The organism is Enterobacter asburiae, from assembly GCF_001521715.1.
GTDB classification, from domain to species: Bacteria; Pseudomonadota; Gammaproteobacteria; order Enterobacterales; family Enterobacteriaceae; genus Enterobacter; species Enterobacter asburiae.
In genome coordinates, this window is the sequence record NZ_CP011863.1 from 112638 (window position 1) to 130620 (window position 17983).

15 protein-coding genes are annotated in these 17983 nt (G+C 55.9%); 12 read left to right on the forward strand and 3 right to left on the reverse strand.

Annotated elements, in window-relative coordinates:
• Positions 1-7: 7 nt before the first annotated feature.
• The 6 genes from clpX (at position 8) to ACJ69_RS00570 (ending at position 7413) form a co-directional block, all read left to right on the forward strand.
• Positions 8-1282: an ATP-dependent protease ATP-binding subunit ClpX gene (gene clpX / locus ACJ69_RS00545; protein WP_023310570.1), complete on the forward strand. Its 1275-nt coding sequence runs from the start codon at positions 8-10 to the stop codon at positions 1280-1282.
• 182 nt (positions 1283-1464) lie between these two features.
• Positions 1465-3819 carry an endopeptidase La gene (gene lon, locus ACJ69_RS00550; RefSeq protein ID WP_023334706.1) on the forward strand — a complete coding sequence of 785 codons (2355 nt, stop codon included), beginning with the start codon at positions 1465-1467 and terminating at the stop codon, positions 3817-3819.
• 210 nt (positions 3820-4029) lie between these two features.
• A complete protein-coding gene (hupB, locus tag ACJ69_RS00555; RefSeq protein WP_002444653.1) occupies positions 4030-4302 on the forward strand; it encodes a nucleoid-associated protein HU-beta in 273 nt (90 codons plus the stop codon).
• A 212-nt stretch (positions 4303-4514) separates the two neighbouring features.
• Positions 4515-6386 carry a peptidylprolyl isomerase gene (ppiD, locus tag ACJ69_RS00560; RefSeq protein WP_033144773.1) on the forward strand — a complete coding sequence of 624 codons (1872 nt, stop codon included), beginning with the start codon at positions 4515-4517 and terminating at the stop codon, positions 6384-6386.
• 148 nt (positions 6387-6534) lie between these two features.
• Complete coding sequence (locus tag ACJ69_RS00565; RefSeq protein WP_047648556.1) at positions 6535-6915, forward strand: helix-hairpin-helix domain-containing protein; 381 nt, start codon at positions 6535-6537, stop codon at positions 6913-6915.
• A gap of 99 nt (positions 6916-7014) precedes the next feature.
• Positions 7015-7413, forward strand: a complete 399-nt coding sequence (locus ACJ69_RS00570) for a YbgC/FadM family acyl-CoA thioesterase (RefSeq protein WP_024906822.1) — start codon at positions 7015-7017, stop codon at positions 7411-7413.
• Between the two features lie 60 nt (positions 7414-7473).
• Here the strand turns inward: ACJ69_RS00570 and queC are convergent, their stop codons facing one another.
• Both queC and ACJ69_RS00580 read right to left on the reverse strand, forming a co-directional pair.
• On the reverse strand, positions 7474-8169 hold the full coding sequence (gene queC / locus ACJ69_RS00575; RefSeq protein WP_029739901.1) for a 7-cyano-7-deazaguanine synthase QueC: 696 nt from the start codon (positions 8167-8169) through the stop codon (positions 7474-7476).
• Between the two features lie 66 nt (positions 8170-8235).
• Entirely contained in the window at positions 8236-9936 is a 1701-nt protein-coding gene (locus tag ACJ69_RS00580; protein WP_059346254.1) for an SgrR family transcriptional regulator, read from the reverse strand.
• A gap of 101 nt (positions 9937-10037) precedes the next feature.
• Here ACJ69_RS00580 and cof point away from each other — a divergent pair, with 101 nt between their 5' ends.
• Positions 10038-10856 carry an HMP-PP phosphatase gene (gene cof / locus ACJ69_RS00585; RefSeq protein WP_032661517.1) on the forward strand — a complete coding sequence of 273 codons (819 nt, stop codon included), beginning with the start codon at positions 10038-10040 and terminating at the stop codon, positions 10854-10856.
• 40 nt (positions 10857-10896) lie between these two features.
• Here cof and ACJ69_RS00590 read toward each other — a convergent pair whose 3' ends face one another.
• Entirely contained in the window at positions 10897-11946 is a 1050-nt protein-coding gene (locus ACJ69_RS00590) for a PLP-dependent cysteine synthase family protein (RefSeq protein WP_220131464.1), read from the reverse strand.
• 112 nt (positions 11947-12058) lie between these two features.
• Here ACJ69_RS00590 and ACJ69_RS00595 point away from each other — a divergent pair, with 112 nt between their 5' ends.
• From ACJ69_RS00595 to amtB, 5 genes are all read left to right on the forward strand, one after another.
• The gene (locus ACJ69_RS00595) at positions 12059-12517 is read left to right on the forward strand and encodes an Lrp/AsnC family transcriptional regulator (protein WP_023310581.1); all 459 of its coding nucleotides are present in this window, start codon (positions 12059-12061) and stop codon (positions 12515-12517) included.
• Positions 12518-12547: 30 nt separating this feature from the next.
• Positions 12548-14320 carry a SmdA family multidrug ABC transporter permease/ATP-binding protein gene (locus ACJ69_RS00600; protein ID WP_059346256.1) on the forward strand — a complete coding sequence of 591 codons (1773 nt, stop codon included), beginning with the start codon at positions 12548-12550 and terminating at the stop codon, positions 14318-14320.
• Entirely contained in the window at positions 14313-16094 is a 1782-nt protein-coding gene (locus ACJ69_RS00605; RefSeq protein WP_054829744.1) for a SmdB family multidrug efflux ABC transporter permease/ATP-binding protein, read from the forward strand. Before ACJ69_RS00600 ends, ACJ69_RS00605 begins: the two co-directional genes overlap by 8 nt.
• Before the next feature lie 221 nt (positions 16095-16315).
• On the forward strand, positions 16316-16654 hold the full coding sequence (glnK, locus tag ACJ69_RS00610; RefSeq protein ID WP_008503304.1) for a P-II family nitrogen regulator: 339 nt from the start codon (positions 16316-16318) through the stop codon (positions 16652-16654).
• Positions 16655-16689: 35 nt separating this feature from the next.
• Positions 16690-17979, forward strand: coding sequence for an ammonium transporter AmtB (gene amtB / locus ACJ69_RS00615; protein WP_059346257.1), 1290 nt, complete (start codon positions 16690-16692; stop codon positions 17977-17979).
• Positions 17980-17983 lie beyond the last annotated feature (4 nt).

A 17983-nucleotide genomic window follows, 5' to 3' on the forward strand; every position in this document is an offset into this window, starting at 1 on the left:
TGGACTCATGACAGATAAACGCAAAGATGGTTCGGGCAAACTGCTGTACTGCTCTTTTTGCGGCAAAAGCCAGCATGAAGTGCGTAAACTGATTGCCGGGCCGTCCGTGTATATCTGCGACGAATGTGTCGATTTATGTAACGACATCATTCGCGAAGAGATTAAAGAAGTCGCACCGCACCGTGAGCGCAGCGCGCTGCCAACGCCGCATGAAATTCGTCATCACCTTGACGACTACGTCATCGGACAGGAGCAGGCCAAGAAAGTGCTGGCGGTAGCGGTCTATAACCACTACAAACGTCTGCGTAACGGCGACACCAGCAATGGCGTAGAACTGGGTAAAAGTAACATTCTGCTGATCGGCCCAACCGGTTCCGGTAAAACGCTGCTGGCTGAAACCCTGGCGCGCCTGCTTGATGTTCCGTTCACGATGGCGGATGCCACCACCCTGACCGAGGCCGGTTATGTGGGTGAGGACGTCGAAAACATCATCCAGAAACTGCTGCAGAAGTGCGATTACGACGTACAGAAAGCCCAGCGCGGGATTGTTTACATCGATGAGATCGACAAGATCTCCCGTAAATCTGACAACCCGTCCATTACCCGTGACGTATCGGGTGAAGGCGTACAGCAGGCACTGCTGAAGCTGATCGAAGGTACGGTTGCCGCCGTTCCGCCGCAGGGTGGTCGTAAACACCCGCAGCAGGAGTTCCTGCAGGTTGATACCTCCAAGATCCTGTTCATCTGTGGCGGCGCGTTTGCTGGTCTGGACAAAGTCATCTCCCACCGTGTTGAAACCGGCTCCGGCATTGGTTTTGGCGCAACGGTGAAATCGACGTCCGAAAAACCAAACGAAGGCGAACTGTTGTCTCAGGTTGAACCGGAAGATCTGATCAAATTCGGTCTGATCCCTGAATTCATCGGCCGTCTGCCGGTAGTGGCAACGCTGAATGAGCTGAGCGAAGACGCGCTGATCCAGATCCTGAAAGAGCCGAAAAATGCGCTGACCAAGCAGTATCAGGCGCTGTTCAATCTGGAAGGCGTCGATCTGGAATTCCGTGACGAAGCGCTGGATGCTATTGCCAAGAAAGCGATGGTCCGTAAAACCGGTGCGCGTGGTCTGCGTTCAATTGTTGAAGCGGCACTGCTCGACACCATGTACGATCTGCCGTCGATGGAAGACGTTGAGAAAGTGGTGATTGACGAGTCCGTGATTAGCGGCCAAACCAAGCCGCTGCTGATTTACGGCAAACCGGAAGCGCAGCAGGCATCTGGCGAATAATTAACCAAATCATACAAGCAGTTAATCAAAAAGGGGGGATTTTATCTCCCCTTTACTTTTTCCGTATTCATAGCGTTGAATGTGTGGGAAACATCCCCATATACTGGATACATGTTAATGGTTATGTGAAGCACAGTGACATGACCAGCTTACCTGGCGGACACTAACTAAGAGAGAGCTCTATGAATCCTGAGCGTTCTGAACGCATTGAAATCCCCGTATTGCCGTTGCGCGATGTGGTGGTTTATCCGCACATGGTCATACCCTTATTTGTAGGGCGGGAAAAATCTATCCGTTGCCTCGAAGCCGCCATGGATCATGATAAAAAAATCATGCTGGTGGCGCAGAAAGAAGCATCAACGGATGAGCCGGGTGTAAACGATCTTTTCACCGTCGGGACCGTGGCCTCTATTTTGCAGATGCTGAAGCTGCCTGACGGCACCGTAAAGGTGCTGGTAGAAGGCCTGCAGCGTGCGCGTATTACCACTCTGTCAGATGACGGCGAGCACTTCTCTGCAAAGGCAGAGTACCTTGATTCGCCTGAGCTTGATGAGCGTGAACAGGAAGTGCTGGTTCGCACCGCGATTAGCCAGTTTGAAGGCTATATCAAGCTGAACAAGAAAATTCCACCAGAAGTGCTGACGTCGCTGAACAGCATCGACGATCCTGCGCGTCTGGCGGACACCATCGCTGCACATATGCCGCTGAAGCTGGCTGACAAACAGTCCGTGCTGGAAATGTCCGACGTTAACGAACGTCTGGAATACCTGATGGCGATGATGGAGTCTGAAATCGATCTGCTGCAGGTTGAGAAGCGCATTCGCAACCGCGTCAAAAAGCAGATGGAGAAATCTCAGCGTGAGTACTATCTGAATGAGCAAATGAAGGCCATTCAGAAAGAGCTGGGCGAGATGGACGACGCGCCGGACGAAAACGAAGCGCTGAAGCGTAAGATCGACGCGGCGAAGATGCCGAAAGAGGCGAAAGAGAAGGCCGAAGCAGAACTGCAGAAGCTGAAAATGATGTCTCCAATGTCGGCTGAAGCGACCGTTGTACGCGGCTACATTGAGTGGATGGTGCAGGTTCCGTGGAACGCCCGCAGCAAGGTCAAAAAAGACCTGCGTCAGGCGCAGGAAATCCTGGATACCGATCACTACGGCCTGGAACGCGTGAAAGACCGCATTCTTGAGTACCTCGCGGTACAAAGCCGTGTAAACAAAATTAAAGGCCCAATTCTGTGCCTGGTTGGACCGCCGGGGGTGGGTAAAACCTCTCTGGGTCAGTCCATCGCCAAAGCGACCGGACGTAAGTATATCCGTATGGCGCTGGGTGGCGTACGCGATGAAGCGGAAATCCGCGGTCACCGCCGTACCTACATTGGTTCTATGCCGGGTAAACTGATCCAGAAAATGGCGAAAGTGGGGGTTAAAAACCCGCTGTTCCTGCTCGATGAGATCGACAAGATGTCGTCGGACATGCGCGGTGACCCTGCGTCTGCACTGCTGGAAGTGCTTGATCCAGAACAGAACGTGGCGTTCAGCGATCACTACCTGGAAGTGGACTACGACCTGAGCGATGTGATGTTCGTGGCGACCTCCAACTCCATGAACATTCCGGCCCCGCTGCTGGACCGTATGGAAGTGATCCGTCTCTCCGGCTATACCGAAGATGAGAAGCTGAACATCGCTAAGCAGCACCTGCTGCCGAAACAGATTGAGCGTAACGCGCTGAAAGCCAACGAGCTGACCGTCGAGGACAGCGCGATTATCGGCATCATTCGCTACTACACCCGTGAAGCGGGCGTGCGTAGCCTTGAGCGTGAAATCTCTAAACTGTGTCGTAAAGCGGTGAAACAGCTGCTGCTGGATAAGAGCCTGAAACACATTGTAATTAACGGCGATAATCTGCATGCGTACCTGGGCGTCCAGCGCTTCGACTACGGTCGCGCGGATAACGAAAACCGCGTTGGCCAGGTGACCGGCCTCGCATGGACGGAAGTGGGCGGCGATCTGCTGACCATCGAAACCGCCTGTGTGCCGGGCAAAGGCAAGCTGACCTACACCGGCTCGCTGGGTGAAGTAATGCAGGAATCCATCCAGGCGGCGCTGACCGTGGTGCGCGCGCGCGCTGAGAAACTGGGTATCAATCCTGATTTCTACGAAAAACGCGACATCCACGTGCACGTTCCTGAAGGGGCGACGCCGAAAGATGGCCCAAGCGCGGGTATTGCCATGTGTACCGCTCTGGTTTCCTGCCTGACAGGTAACCCGGTGCGTGCCGATGTTGCTATGACCGGTGAAATCACGCTGCGTGGTCAGGTTCTGCCAATTGGTGGTTTAAAAGAAAAACTGCTGGCGGCACACCGCGGTGGGATCAAAACCGTATTGATCCCTTACGAAAACAAACGCGATCTGGAAGAGATTCCGGATAACGTGATTGCCGATCTACAGATCCATCCTGTGAAGCGAATTGAGGAAGTTCTCAGTCTCGCATTGCAGAATGAACCCTCCGGAATGCAGGTTGTAACCGCAAAATAGTGACCTCGCGCAAAGAGCGTCAATAAAAACAAGGCTGGTAAGTCATTTCGCACTTGCCAGCCTTTTTTTGTATAGCTAATTTAGATTGCTGATTAGGTCAGCCATCAACAACGGGTGTTGTAAGGTCATGGCAGGCCTGATATAACTGCTGCGCGGTCGCGTTGTGAAGGATTCAGGCGCGATATAAATTATAAAGAGAGGAAGAGAACAGTGAATAAATCTCAACTGATTGACAAAATTGCTGCTGGTGCTGATATTTCTAAAGCTGCAGCTGGACGTGCGTTAGATGCCTTAATTGCTTCTGTTACTGAATCTCTGCAGGCTGGGGACGACGTTGCACTGGTAGGCTTCGGTACTTTTGCTGTTAAAGAGCGTGCTGCCCGTACTGGCCGCAACCCTCAGACCGGTAAAGAGATCACCATTGCTGCTGCTAAAGTGCCGGGTTTCCGTGCAGGTAAAGCGCTGAAAGACGCAGTAAACTGATTGCTTTCCCGTTTCAGGGAAGCCGGAAAGTACAAGGGCGCATCATTTGATGTGCCTTTTTTGTTTGTCCAGACCTGATTTGTGCGAGTTTATGCGAGTTGTGGGCTGACAATCGCCCCGTTTTCTTGTCACAATACGCCTTCACGCGCGACGGGCAGGATTTTCCGTCAGCGTCAGGTAACCAGTCACCTACAGCGGAGTGTTGTTACACCATGATGGACAGCTTACGCACGGCTGCTAACAGTCTCGTGCTCAAGATTATTTTCGGTATCATTATCGTGTCGTTCATATTGACCGGCGTGAGCAGTTACCTTATTGGCGGTGGCGCAAACTACGCCGCAAAAGTGAATGGCCAGGAAATCAGCCGTGGTCAGTTCGAGAACGCTTTTGCCGGTGAACGTAACCGTATGCAGCAACAGCTGGGCGACCAATTCTCTGAACTGGCGGCGAACGAAGGGTACATGAAGACCCTGCGCCAACAGACACTGAACCGTCTTATCGACGAAGCGCTGCTTGATCAGTATGCCAAAAAACTGGGCCTTGGCATCAGTGATGAGCAGGTGAAAAAAGCCATCTTCTCCACGCAAGCCTTCCAGTCTAACGGTAAATTCGACAATGCGCGTTACAACAGCATCGTCAATCAGATGGGGATGACGGCCGATCAGTACGCTCAGGCGCTGCGTAACCAGCTGACCACCCAGCAGCTCATCAATGCCGTCGTTGGCACCGATTTCATGCTCAAAGGTGAAACGGACGAACTGGCCGCGCTGGTGGCGCAGCAGCGTGTTGTACGCGAAGCGACCATTGATGTGAACGCCCTGGCGGCGAAACAGCAGGTGAGCGATGCTGACGTTAACGCTTACTACGAGCAGAACAAGAATTCCTTTGTTTCTCCAGAGCAGTTCCGCGTGAGCTATATCAAGCTGGATGCGGCCGCGCTGCAGGAAACCGCGTCTGATGCTGAAATCCAGTCTTACTACGATCAGCATCAGGATCAGTTCACTCAGCCGCAGCGTAACCGCTACAGCGTGATTCAGACGAAAACCGAGGCCGATGCTAAAGCGGCGCTGGATGAGCTGAACAAAGGCGCTGATTTCGCGACCGTTGCGAAAGCGAAATCCACCGACATTATCTCTGCGAAAAACGGCGGTGATATGGGCTGGCTGGAAGACGCGACCACCCCTGACGAGCTGAAAAATGCCGGTCTGAAAGAGAAAGGTCAGCTTTCAGGCGTCATTAAGTCTTCCGTTGGTTTCCTGGTCGTGCGTCTGGACGACATCACCGCGGCGAAAACCAAGCCGCTGGCTGACGTTCGCGATGATATCGCGGCGAAAGTGAAACAGGAAAAAGCGCTGGATGCCTATTACGCGCTGCAGCAGAAGGTGAGCGATGCTGCCAGCAACGATAACGAATCTCTGGCAGGTGCAGAGCAGGCGGCGGGCGTGAAGGCGGTTGAGACGGGCTGGTTTGGTCGTGACAACCTTCCGGAAGAGCTGAACTTCAAACCGGTTTCTGATGCCATCTTCAACGGTGGTCTGGTGGGTGAGAACGGTACGCCGGGCAGTAACTCTGACATCATTACCGTCGACGGCGATCGTGCGTTTGTGTTGCGCGTCAGCGAACACAAGCCAGAAGCGGTCAAACCGCTGGCGGAAGTGAAGGATCAGGTTGTCGCTCAGGTTAAGCACAACAAAGCGGAACAGCAGGCGAAACTGGATGCTGAGAAGATTCTGTCTGACCTGAAAGCGGGTAAAGAAGATGCGCTGAAAGCGGCTGGCCTGAGCTTCGGTGAAGCGAAAACGCTGAGCCGTACCGGCCAGGACCCAATCAGCCAGGCCGCGTTTGGTTTGACTCTGCCTGCGAAGGACAAGCCAAGCTTCGGTACCACCACCGATACGCAGGGTAACGTCGTTCTGCTGGCGCTGGATGAAGTGAAAGCCGGTACCCTGCCAGAAGCGCAGAAGAAAGCGATGGTTCAGGGGATTACCCAGAACAATGCTCAGATTGCCTTCGAAGCCATGATGAGCAACCTGCGTAAAGAAGCCAAAATCAAGCTGGGTGATGTGATGACTCAGCAGCAGTAATTACGTGTCTGCTCGCAGTTTTTCGTAACGCTCTGCAAAAACTAAAGGCCGCTTTCGCGGCCTTTTCCATTTCTGCAATCTGCTGTTTGTGCCGGTTTTAACTGGCGGATATCGTGACGTGGCTGTCAACAAACAAGGAGATAACAGCATGAAATGTGGAATCAAAGCACTGTTAATTACGCTGGCTATTGCCACCACCGGGATGAGTGCGGGTGCGATGGCGTCAGCCCCCGCCGCCAAAACACAAGCTACCCAGAGCAAGTCCGACGCGGCAGCGCCGGTGCAAGGGCAAACCAAAGCGACAGACGCCGGTAAAAGTGCGGATGATGACGGTACGCGGGTCAGTATCAATTCGGCCTCAGCGGAAGATCTCGCCCGCGCGATGAATGGCGTGGGCCTGAAAAAAGCGCAGGCCATCGTCAGCTACCGCGAAGAGTATGGTCCTTTCAAAACGGTCGACGATCTCAAGCAGGTGCCGGGCATGGGCAGCGCGCTGGTTGAGCGCAACCTCTCACACCTGACGTTGTAATTACGCAATTTCTTGCACTGCGGCAAAATTTTGCCAGGATAAAGAGGTCATACCAGTTATGACCTCTCTTCCTACAATAACAGTAAAGGCTATTGCGCTATGCAGACAAAAATCAAAGTACGCGGTTTTCATCTCGACGTTTATCAGCATGTGAACAACGCTCGCTATCTTGAGTTTCTTGAAGAAGCGCGCTGGGACGGGCTGGAAAACAGCGAAAGCTTTCAGTGGCTGACCGCGCACAACATCGCGTTCGTGGTCGTCAATATCAACATCAACTACCGACGTCCGGCCGTGCTGGGTGATGTGCTCACGGTCACCAGCCAGGTGCAACAGATCAATGGCAAAAGCGGGGTGTTAAGCCAGGTGGTGACGCTCGATCCAGAAGGGCAGGTGGTGGCAGATGCGCTGATCACGTTTGTCTGTATCGATCTGAAAACGCAGAAAGCGCTACCGCTGGAAGGGGAATTGCGGGAAAAGCTGGAGTTGATGATCGCGTAAGACATGTCAAGGCGTACTCGTGCTGTCGATACCTGTTTGCGACAGCACGGTCAAGTAGCCCTATTTAAGCCCGGTTTTTTTCTGCATCGCGGCCATTACGCCGATTTTATCGGCGAGATAATGGTTCAGCCCGTTAGCGCGAAGATTACAGGCCGCGCACTGGCCGCAACCGTCGCCTTTGATACCGTTATAGCAGGTGAGCGTTTCGCTGCGAACAAGGTCCAGCTTGCCCCAGTAGTCCGCCAGCGCCCAGGTTTCGGCTTTATCCAGCCACATGAGCGGGGTTTCAAACCGCGTCTCTTTCGCCATCCCCAGATTAACGGCGTGGTTTAACGCCTTCACGAACTCATCACGACAGTCCGGGTAGCCGGAGAAGTCGGTCTCGCACACGCCCGTGATCACCGCTTCGGCCTTTACCTGGTAGGCGTAGATCGCCGTCAGGGTCAGGAAGAGGATATTACGGCCCGGCACGAAGGTGTTTGGAATGCCGCTGGCATCGGGTTCGTAGTCAGGTACCGGGATACTGTCGCGGGTGAGGCTGCTCACGGCCAGTTCATTTAACAGCGTAACGTCCAGCACCTTGTGCGCGCGTGCGCCCAGTTTCAGGGCTAGTTCACGAGCAACGTCGATTTCAGCGCGATGACGCTGACCATAATCGAAAGTGACACAGTGAACTTCATCGTACTGATGAAGGGCCTGAACCAGGCAGGTAGTAGAGTCTTGTCCTCCGCTGAACACGACGACGGCACGTTTCATAAATCATCTCGACTGTTACGATAAAAACGTTATGTTACCGTCTGACCACGACGGCGACCAGCTTCTTCACGATTTAGGCGCGGGCAGCCAGGCTTCGGTAAAGTCAAACCAGCCGCGGGTGTTGAGGCGTATACCATTCACGCCAGGCGGAGCACTAATTTGGTATTGATAATTAAAGAGTGGCGTCAGCACCGCACTCTCCATTAGCCGGTTGAAGATGGCTTGCAGCCCCGCGTGTCTATCCCGAGCCTCGGCCTGAGTCTGTACCGCATCCAGCGTGGCTTGCAGATGAGCGTAAGCCGGAGCGCTAAGAACGTGCGGCCAGAGGGCATCGCAGCGCAGCCACTGTTCAAGCGTATATTCCGGCGCTTCGCCAATTAGCCTGTCCCCCATCATGATGTCTGCATCGGCAAGCTCCAGGCATCCGTCCCACGTCTTGGCGTCGTGAAAGATGACGGTCAGTTCACACCCCTGTAGCGCCAGGTATGCCTTCAACTGGCTGGCCATGGTGTGAAGCTCAACAGGGAGATGGTAAACCAGCGTCAACGCCTCAGGGAGGGTTACGTCCGATAGATCAGGCCATTCGGGGATTGTCCAGTCGGGAAGCAGTTCCTGGGTGGGCGTGATGAGCCCTTCGTTTAGCGGAAGTGTGTGGAGAAGCCTGGAGAGATGAATGATATTGATAAGCCGTTTTGCCTGGATCTCACTCAGGCGCGCGCTCTGTTTTAGCGTGAGGTAACAGAACCCCAGGCTGGTGCTGCTGCTTACCAGCCGCAGACTTTCCAGCTCGTCAGCCTCGCCGATCGCGATTTGCACCGGGTGGCGACAGCTGGTGCCCAGGCTGTAATCAAAAAGCTGGGGAGTGATCCAGTATTCGATGGCTTTGAGCAGCGGATGGCTCAGATGATACTGCTCATGGCTTTCCAGACGAACCAGGTCGGGCTCAAAGCCGGCCAGCCGAAACGGGCCACTGCCAACCGCAGGATGGTCGGGATGCGCCAGACGGCTACAGTAGGTTGCCAGCCTGTGCGGCAGCCAGTAGTCCGGTTGATGCAGCGTAAACGTCAGACACTGTGGATGCGTTGTTTCAATGCATAAGACGCTCTGAAACAGAGTGCGCAGGGCAGGAAGCGTCAACAGCGCTGTCAGACTTCGCTGGAGTTGCGCCGTTTCTATTTTATCGCCGTTATGCCAGTGCAGGGTGGAGCGAATGTAGAAATGCCAGCGCAGGCCGTCATCAGAGACATCCCAGTGATGCGCCAGATCGCCCGCGGGTTCACTGCTGTTACCGTTAAAACGCGTCAGGCCTGAGAAGACCTGTCCCGCCAGATGCTGCTCTGCCCGGCCCGGTAAAAACCCCGGCTGAAACGGCTCCAGCGAGCGATAGTAGGGAATGCGCAGCGTCGGCGTGTCGTTTTGCCACTGCCCGCCCAAAAAAGGATGCAGTAATGACCGCAGCGCTTCAGGGGCAAGCTGGGCCAGTTCCAGCGCGTTATGCTGCTGCCCGCTTTTCAGCGCCTCTTCCATCATCGCATTGCGCAGTGACTCCGGGGCGACATGGAACGTTAGCTCACCGCGCTTACCGCGGCCAGACTGCGCTCGCCAGCTGAGCCAGCCCGCCTCCTGAGCCTGGCGCAGCAGGGTTCGGACATGCCGCTCGCTGCAAAAACAGCGGGCGGCAAGCTCGCTGATGGTGACCTGTTGCGTTGCACCCAGGGAAGGCTGCCAGAGGCGGTGATACTGGTTGAGTCGATTGAGCTGGCGCATAAGAAACCCGGAACAATAATTATCATCTATTCACTATTACTTCCGTATATCTCACACGATACTGATGCACAAGTTAACCGCATCACATTTCGGGAGTAATCATGGCTCGGCTCGCTGCATTTGATATGGACGGTACGCTGTTAATGCCGGATCACCGTTTAGGGGAAAAAACCCTGAACACGCTGAAGCGCCTGCACGAGCGTAATGTCACCCTGACGTTTGCCACCGGACGTCATGTGCTGGAGATGCGCCATTTGCTGGGGGCGTTTTCCCTCGACGCCTTTCTGATCACCGGCAACGGGACGCGAATTCACTCCGTAGAAGGCGATGTGCTGCACCGACAGGATCTCAACCCGGAAGTGGCGGATATCGTGCTGCACAGCACCTGGGACACGCAGGCCAGTATCCACGTCTTTAACGATCGGGGCTGGTTTACCGGAAGCGAAATCCCGGAATTATTGCACGCGCATGTTTACAGCGGCTTTAAATACCAGCTTATCGATCTGCGTCGGATCCCCGCCCATGCGGTAACTAAGATCTGCTTCTGCGGCGATCACGACGATCTGTGCCGCTTAAGGATTCAACTGAATGAGGCGCTGGGCGACCGGGCGCACCTGACCTTCTCGGCGGTGGATTGTCTGGAAGTGCTGCCGGTGGGCTGTAACAAAGGCTCCGCTCTGGCGGTGCTGAGCGACCACCTGGGCTTAACGCTGCAGGAGTGTATGGCGTTTGGTGACGCCATGAACGACCGCGAAATGCTGGGTAGCGTAGGTCGCGGTCTGATCATGGGGAATGCGATGGCGCAGCTGAAAGCAGAACTTCCCCATCTGCCGGTTATTGGCCACTGCCGCAATGAAGCAGTGTCCCATTTTTTGACACATTGGCTGGACAACAACAACCTCCCGTATTCCCCCGAATAGTGAGACCCTTCCAGCAAGCCAGACTTAGGTCTGGCTTTTTTTATTTCACAAGCTGTGCAATCTGCGCTTTCCACGGGGCGATATCGCCGATGTTGGCCTGCACCCACTCCGCGTTGTAGTAGGTATCGAGATAACGCTCGCCGCTGTCGCACAGCAGCGTGACGATGGAGCCGGTGCGGCCCTCTTCGCGCATACGGGCGGCAAGCTGCAGTGCGCCCCACATATTGGTGCCCGTCGATGCACCCACTTTGCGCCCCAGCTGCGTTTCCAGCCAGTGCGCCGTTGCCACGCTTGCAGCATCCGGCACGCGCATCATCTCATCCACGACGTCGGGGATGAAAGAGGGCTCCACGCGCGGGCGGCCAATCCCTTCAATTTTACTGCCTACCGGGCTGCGCAGACCGGCATCGCGGTTTTGCCAGTAGTCGAGGAACACGGAGTTCTGCGGGTCAACCACCATCAGTTGGGTATCGTAGCCCTGACAGCGGATATAGCGTCCAATCGTGGCTGACGTGCCGCCGGTACCGGCGCTCATGACGATATAGGACGGAACCGGATGCGGTTCGTGGGTCATCTGGCGGAAAATACTGTCGGCAATGTTGTTATTGCCGCGCCAGTCCGTCGCGCGCTCGGCGAAGGTGAACTGGTCCATATAGTGGCCGTTCAGCTCACGGGCCAGCATTTCAGAGGCGGCGTAGATTTCGCAGGCGCTTTCCACAAAGTGGCAGTGACCGCCGTAAAATTCGATCTGCTCGATTTTGCGTTTTGCGGTGCAGGACGGCATCACCGCGATAAACGGCAGGCCCAGCAGGCGGGCAAAATAGGCTTCGGACACCGCCGTTGAACCGGATGAAGATTCTATGATGGTGGTGCCTTCTTTGATCCAGCCGTTACATAAACCGTATAAAAACAGCGAGCGCGCCAGGCGATGCTTCAGGCTACCGGTGGGATGGGTGCTTTCATCTTTCAGATAGAGCTGAATGCCGTCAAATCCGGGCAGGGAAAGGCGAATCAGGTGCGTATCCGCCGAGCGCTGATAGTCGGCATTGATTTCGCTGATCGCATGTTTAACCCAGGTGCTATTCATCATCGTTATCCGTTTGTCATTTTGTGCCTAGGATAGCGAAAAGCACAGAAAAAATTGTTGCTATCTGGCCTTTAAAATAGAATGAAGAGAGAAAAATTTTCTCTGTGAGGTGGGTATGCTAGATAAAATTGACCGCAAGCTCCTTTCATTGCTGCAAAATGACTGTACCCTCTCTTTGCAGGCGCTGGCAGATGCCGTTAATCTGACCACCACCCCGTGCTGGAAGCGCCTAAAGAAGCTGGAAGATGACGGCATTCTTCTGGGGCGCGTCGCGCTGTTAGATCCCGAAAAACTGGGGCTTGGGCTGACGGCATTTGTGCTGATAAAAACCCAGCATCACAGCAGCGAGTGGTATTGCCGCTTCGTTACTCAGGTGTCTGAGATGCCCGAGGTGCTCGGTTTCTGGCGTATGGCCGGAGAGTATGATTACCTGATGCGCGTCCAGGTGGCCGACATGAAGCGCTATGATGATTTCTACAAGCGGCTGGTGAACAGCGTACCGGGTTTGTCGGACGTCACCTCAAGCTTCGCCATGGAACAGATTAAATACACCACAGCATTACCTATTGAATAACTTCGTAAAATACCTTCAGGAACAAACCGCGTGCGATTATTTGCCCAACTAAGCTGGTACTTTCGTCGGGAGTGGCAACGCTACCTCGGCGCAGTATTCCTGCTTATTATCATTGCCATCCTGCAGCTGATCCCGCCGAAAGTGGTGGGGTACGTCGTGGATGGCGTCACCGAACAGCATTACACCACCGCACGGGTGTTGATGTGGGTCGGCACGCTGGTGCTGACGGCCGTCATTGTTTATCTGCTGCGCTACGTCTGGCGCGTGCTGCTGTTTGGCGCGTCCTATCAGCTGGCCGTTGAGCTGCGTGAAGATTTTTACCGCCAGCTGAGCCGACAGCATCCCGAATTTTATCTGCGTCATCGCACCGGGGATCTCATCGCCCGCGCGACAAACGACGTCGATCGCGTGGTCTTTGCCGCCGGGGAAGGGGTGCTGACGCTGGTGGACTCGCTGGTGATGGGCTGTGCGGTGCTGATCGTGATGTCCACGCAGATCAGCTGGCAGCTGACCCTGCTCGCTCTGCTGCCGATGCCGATCATGGCGCTGGCGATCAATCGCTATGGCGAACAGCTGCACGAGCGCTTTAAGCTGGCGCAGGCGGCGTTTTCATCTCTGAACGATCGCACCCAGGAGAGCATGACCAGCATCCGCATGATCAAAGCGTTTGGTCTGGAAGACCGGCAGTCTGCGCTGTTTGCCGCCGATGCGGCAGACACGGGGGCGAAAAACATGCGCGTCGCGCGTATCGACGCCCGTTTTGACCCGACGATTTATATCGCAATCGGCATGGCAAATATGCTGGCCATTGGCGGCGGAAGCTGGATGGTGGTGCAGGGCACGCTTACCCTGGGGCAATTGACCAGCTTTGCGATGTATCTGGGTCTCATGATCTGGCCGATGCTGGCGCTGGCCTGGATGTTTAACATCGTGGAGCGCGGCAGCGCCGCCTACAGCCGCATTCGCGCCATGCTGGCCGAAGCGCCGGTGGTCATCGACGGTAGCGAGGCCGTACCGGAAGGGCGCGGCGTCATGACCGTCGACGTCCGCAAGTTTGTCTATCCGCATACGGAGCATCCGGTGCTGGAGAACGTCAGCTTTACCCTGCAGCCAGGGCAAATGCTGGGCATCTGCGGCCCGACGGGATCCGGCAAAAGTACCGTGCTCTCTCTGCTTCAGCGCCACTTTGACGTCACCGAGGGCGATATCCGCTTCCACGATATTCCCCTGACCAGACTGCTGCTGGACGAGTGGCGCGGTCGCCTGGCGGTCGTCAGCCAGACGCCGTTTTTATTTTCGGACACGGTGGCAAACAACATTGCCCTCGGACGTCCTGCGGCAACGCAGGACGAGATTGAACATGTGGCGCGTTTGGCCAGCGTACATGATGACATTTTGCGTCTGCCGCAGGGCTACGAAACGGAAGTCGGGGAGCGCGGCGTCATGCTGTCCGGCGGGCAAAAGCAGCGTATCTCGATTGCCCGCGCGCTGCTGCTGAACGCTGAAATTCTGATCCTGGATGATGCGCTTTCCGCCGTGGACGGCCGTACCGAGCATCAGATCCTGCATAACCTGCGCCAGTGGGGCGACGGACGCACGGTGATAATCAGCGCCCACCGTTTGTCGGCGCTCACCGAAGCCAGCGAAATTGTGGTCTTACAGCACGGGCACATTGCCCAGCGCGGGCAGCATGAAACGCTTGCCGAGCAGCCGGGCTGGTATCGCGATATTTACCGCTATCAACAGCTTGAGGCGGCGCTGGACGATACACCGGAGCAGAATGAGGAGGCCGCCAATGCGTAAGATTGGAACGATGTGGCCGACGCTCAAACGTCTGCTGGCCTACGGCTCGCCGTGGCGTAAACCGCTCTCCGTGGCCGTGCTTTTACTCTGGATTGCGGCGATTGCTGAAGTGAGCGGTCCGCTGCTCATCAGCTATTTTATCGACAACATGGTCGCCAAAAGCTATCTGCCGCTGGGGCTGGTGGCGGGCTTAGGCGTGGCCTACGTTGGCCTTCAGCTGACGGCAGCAGGGCTGCACTATGCGCAGTCGCTGCTGTTTAACCGTGCAGCCGTGGGCGTTGTTCAGCAGCTGCGTACGGATGTGATGGACGCGGCGCTTCGCCAGCCGCTCAGCGAATTTGATATCCAGCCGGTCGGGCAGGTGATTTCACGCGTGACCAACGATACCGAGGTGATCCGCGATCTGTACGTCACCGTGGTGGCAACCGTACTGCGCAGCGCGGCGCTGATTGGCGCGATGCTGGTGGCGATGTTCAGCCTCGACTGGCGCATGGCGCTGGTGGCGATCACCATTTTCCCGGCGGTGCTGATTGTCATGGTCATTTACCAGCGCTACAGCACGCCGATTGTGCGTCGGGTGCGCGCGTATCTGGCCGACATCAACGATGGCTTCAACGAAGTGATCAACGGCATGAGCGTCATCCAGCAGTTCCGCCAGCAGGCGCGCTTTGGCGAACGCATGGGTGAAGCCAGCCGTTCGCACTACATGGCGCGCATGCAGACGCTGCGCCTCGACGGTTTCCTGCTGCGTCCGCTGCTCAGCCTTTTCTCTGCGCTGGTGCTTTGCGGGCTGCTGATGCTCTTCGGGCTAAGCTCAAACGGTACGATTGAAGTGGGCGTGCTGTACGCCTTTATCAGCTATCTCGGGCGTCTTAACGAGCCGTTGATCGAGCTCACCACCCAGCAATCGATGCTGCAGCAGGCGGTAGTTGCCGGTGAACGCGTGTTTGAGCTGATGGACAGGCCGCGCCAGGCCTACGGCAATGACGAGCGGCCTCTGCAAAGCGGGAGTATCGCCTTTGATAACGTCTCGTTTGCCTATCGCGAAGACCGGCTGGTGCTGCAGGACATCACGCTTGACGTTCCGTCGCGCGGTTTCGTGGCGCTGGTGGGGCATACCGGCAGCGGTAAGAGCACGCTTGCCAGCCTGTTGATGGGCTATTACCCGGTCACGCACGGCGAAATCCGCCTCGACGGGCGCCCGCTCGCGTCTCTCAGCCACACCGTGTTGCGTAAAGGCGTCGCGATGGTGCAGCAGGATCCGGTCGTGCTGGCCGATACCTTCTACGCCAACGTGACCCTGGGGCGAGACTACTCCCAGGAGCAGGTGTGGGACGTGCTGGAGAAAGTGCAGCTGGCAGAGCTGGCGCGCGGGTTTAGCGATGGGATCAATACCAAACTGGGCGAGCAGGGGAACAATCTCTCCGTCGGGCAAAAGCAGCTCCTGGCGCTGGCGCGGGTGCTGATTGAAACGCCGCAGATTCTGATTCTGGATGAAGCCACGGCCAGTATTGACTCCGGCACCGAGCAGGCCATCCAGCAGGCGCTGGCCGCGGTACGCGACCATACCACGCTGGTGGTGATTGCCCACCGTCTTTCCACCATCGTCGAGGCCGATACCATTCTGGTGCTACATCGCGGACAGGCCGTTGAACGCGGTACGCACCGTGAACTGCTGGAAGCAAAAGAGCGCTACTGGCAGATGTACCAGCTGCAGCTGGCGGGCGAAGAGCTGGCGGCCAGCGTACGTGATGAAGAGTCGCTTAGCGCCTGATGCACTAAAATGAGGCGTCGCGCTAACAGTCATTCCTGTTGGTGCAAAACTGAAACGCACCCTGCACCGGCATGGTGCGTTTTTTTTCACCTGCGCGTTTAACAGAACCGTGTAACGCTCATCGCACCGTTGTTCCCCCCTCGTTTTCATTTCTGGCACACCCCTTGCAATACCTTCTGCGTAAGCTACGGCCATTACCGAATTCTGACTGGAGGGGATCTATGAAGCTGGTTACGGTTGTAATCAAACCATTCAAACTCGAAGACGTGCGTGAAGCGTTGTCTTCAATGGGTATTCAGGGACTGACTGTCACCGAAGTGAAAGGCTTTGGTCGTCAGAAGGGTCATGCCGAGCTTTATCGCGGGGCGGAATACAGCGTTAACTTCCTGCCAAAAGTAAAAATTGATGTCGCGATTGCTGACGATCAGCTTGATGAAGTCATTGATGTCATTAGCAAAGCGGCCTATACCGGCAAAATTGGCGACGGCAAAATTTTCGTTGCCGAACTGCAGCGCGTCATTCGCATTCGTACCGGCGAATCTGACGAAGCGGCTCTGTAAGTAACTCCTGGCACACAGTGATAGGGATCGAGAAAATGAAGATAGCAACACTCAAAACGGGTCTGGGTTCGCTGGCACTGCTGCCGGGCCTGGCGCTGGCTGCTACCCCTGCGGTGGTCGACAAAGCCGATAACGCCTTTATGATGATCAGCACCGCGCTGGTGCTGTTCATGTCAATTCCGGGCATTGCGCTGTTCTACGGCGGCCTGATCCGTGGCAAAAACGTTCTCTCCATGCTGACGCAGGTTGCCGTGACGTTCGCACTGGTCTGCGTGCTGTGGGTGGTTTACGGTTACTCGCTGGCGTTCGGCACGGGCAATGCGTTCTTTGGTAACTTCGACTGGGTGATGCTGAAAAATATTGAGCTGACCGCGCTGATGGGCAGTTTCTATCAGTACATTCACGTTGCGTTCCAGGGCTCCTTCGCCTGTATTACCGTCGGGCTGATTGTGGGCGCGCTCGCCGAGCGTATTCGTTTCTCTGCCGTGCTGATCTTCGTGGTGGTCTGGATGACGCTCTCCTATGTGCCGATTGCGCATATGGTCTGGGGTGGCGGTCTGCTGGCAACGCACGGCGCGCTGGACTTCGCGGGCGGTACCGTTGTACACATCAACGCCGCGGTAGCGGGTCTGGTGGGTGCCTACCTGATTGGCAAACGTGTGGGCTTCGGTAAAGAAGCGTTCAAACCGCACAACCTGCCGATGGTGTTTACCGGTACGGCTATCCTCTACTTTGGCTGGTTTGGCTTCAACGCCGGCTCGGCAAGTGCAGCAAACGAAATCGCCGCGCTGGCCTTCGTGAACACCGTTGTGGCCACGGCGGGTGCAATCCTCTCCTGGGTGTTTGGCGAGTGGGCGGTACGCGGTAAACCGTCACTGCTGGGTGCCTGTTCGGGTGCCATTGCCGGTCTGGTTGGCATTACGCCAGCGTGTGGTTATGTCGGCGTAGGCGGCGCGCTGCTGGTCGGCCTGGTGTCTGGTCTGGCGGGTCTGTGGGGCGTGACCGCACTGAAACGTGTGCTGCGCCTTGACGACCCATGCGATGTGTTTGGCGTGCACGGCGTGTGCGGCATCGTCGGCTGTATCATGACCGGTATCTTTGCTGCCAAATCGCTCGGTGGCGTGGGCTACGCAGAAGGCGTGACCATGGTTCATCAGGTGCTTGTGCAGCTGGAAAGTATTGCTATCACCGTTGTCTGGTCTGCCGTAGTCGCTTTCATTGGCTATAAGCTGGCGGATATGACGGTTGGTCTGCGCGTACCGGAAGAGCAGGAGCGCGAAGGTCTGGACGTCAACAGCCACGGCGAGAATGCGTATAACGCATAATAAA

What these genes read in the sequence shown, in the direction of transcription:
- clpX (WP_023310570.1), top strand. Translation starts at nt 8, where the DNA reads ATGACAGATAAACGCAAAGATGGTTCGGGCAAACTGCTGTACTGCTCT.
- lon (WP_023334706.1), top strand. Translation starts at nt 1,465, where the DNA reads ATGAATCCTGAGCGTTCTGAACGCATTGAAATCCCCGTATTGCCGTTG.
- ppiD (WP_033144773.1), top strand. Translation starts at nt 4,515, where the DNA reads ATGATGGACAGCTTACGCACGGCTGCTAACAGTCTCGTGCTCAAGATT.
- ACJ69_RS00565 (WP_047648556.1), top strand. Translation starts at nt 6,535, where the DNA reads ATGAAATGTGGAATCAAAGCACTGTTAATTACGCTGGCTATTGCCACC.
- ACJ69_RS00570 (WP_024906822.1), top strand. Translation starts at nt 7,015, where the DNA reads ATGCAGACAAAAATCAAAGTACGCGGTTTTCATCTCGACGTTTATCAG.
- queC (WP_029739901.1), bottom strand. Translation starts at nt 8,169, where the DNA reads ATGAAACGTGCCGTCGTCGTGTTCAGCGGAGGACAAGACTCTACTACC.
- ACJ69_RS00580 (WP_059346254.1), bottom strand. Translation starts at nt 9,936, where the DNA reads ATGCGCCAGCTCAATCGACTCAACCAGTATCACCGCCTCTGGCAGCCT.
- cof (WP_032661517.1), top strand. Translation starts at nt 10,038, where the DNA reads ATGGCTCGGCTCGCTGCATTTGATATGGACGGTACGCTGTTAATGCCG.
- ACJ69_RS00590 (WP_220131464.1), bottom strand. Translation starts at nt 11,946, where the DNA reads ATGATGAATAGCACCTGGGTTAAACATGCGATCAGCGAAATCAATGCC.
- ACJ69_RS00595 (WP_023310581.1), top strand. Translation starts at nt 12,059, where the DNA reads ATGCTAGATAAAATTGACCGCAAGCTCCTTTCATTGCTGCAAAATGAC.
- ACJ69_RS00605 (WP_054829744.1), top strand. Translation starts at nt 14,313, where the DNA reads ATGCGTAAGATTGGAACGATGTGGCCGACGCTCAAACGTCTGCTGGCC.
- glnK (WP_008503304.1), top strand. Translation starts at nt 16,316, where the DNA reads ATGAAGCTGGTTACGGTTGTAATCAAACCATTCAAACTCGAAGACGTG.
- amtB (WP_059346257.1), top strand. Translation starts at nt 16,690, where the DNA reads ATGAAGATAGCAACACTCAAAACGGGTCTGGGTTCGCTGGCACTGCTG.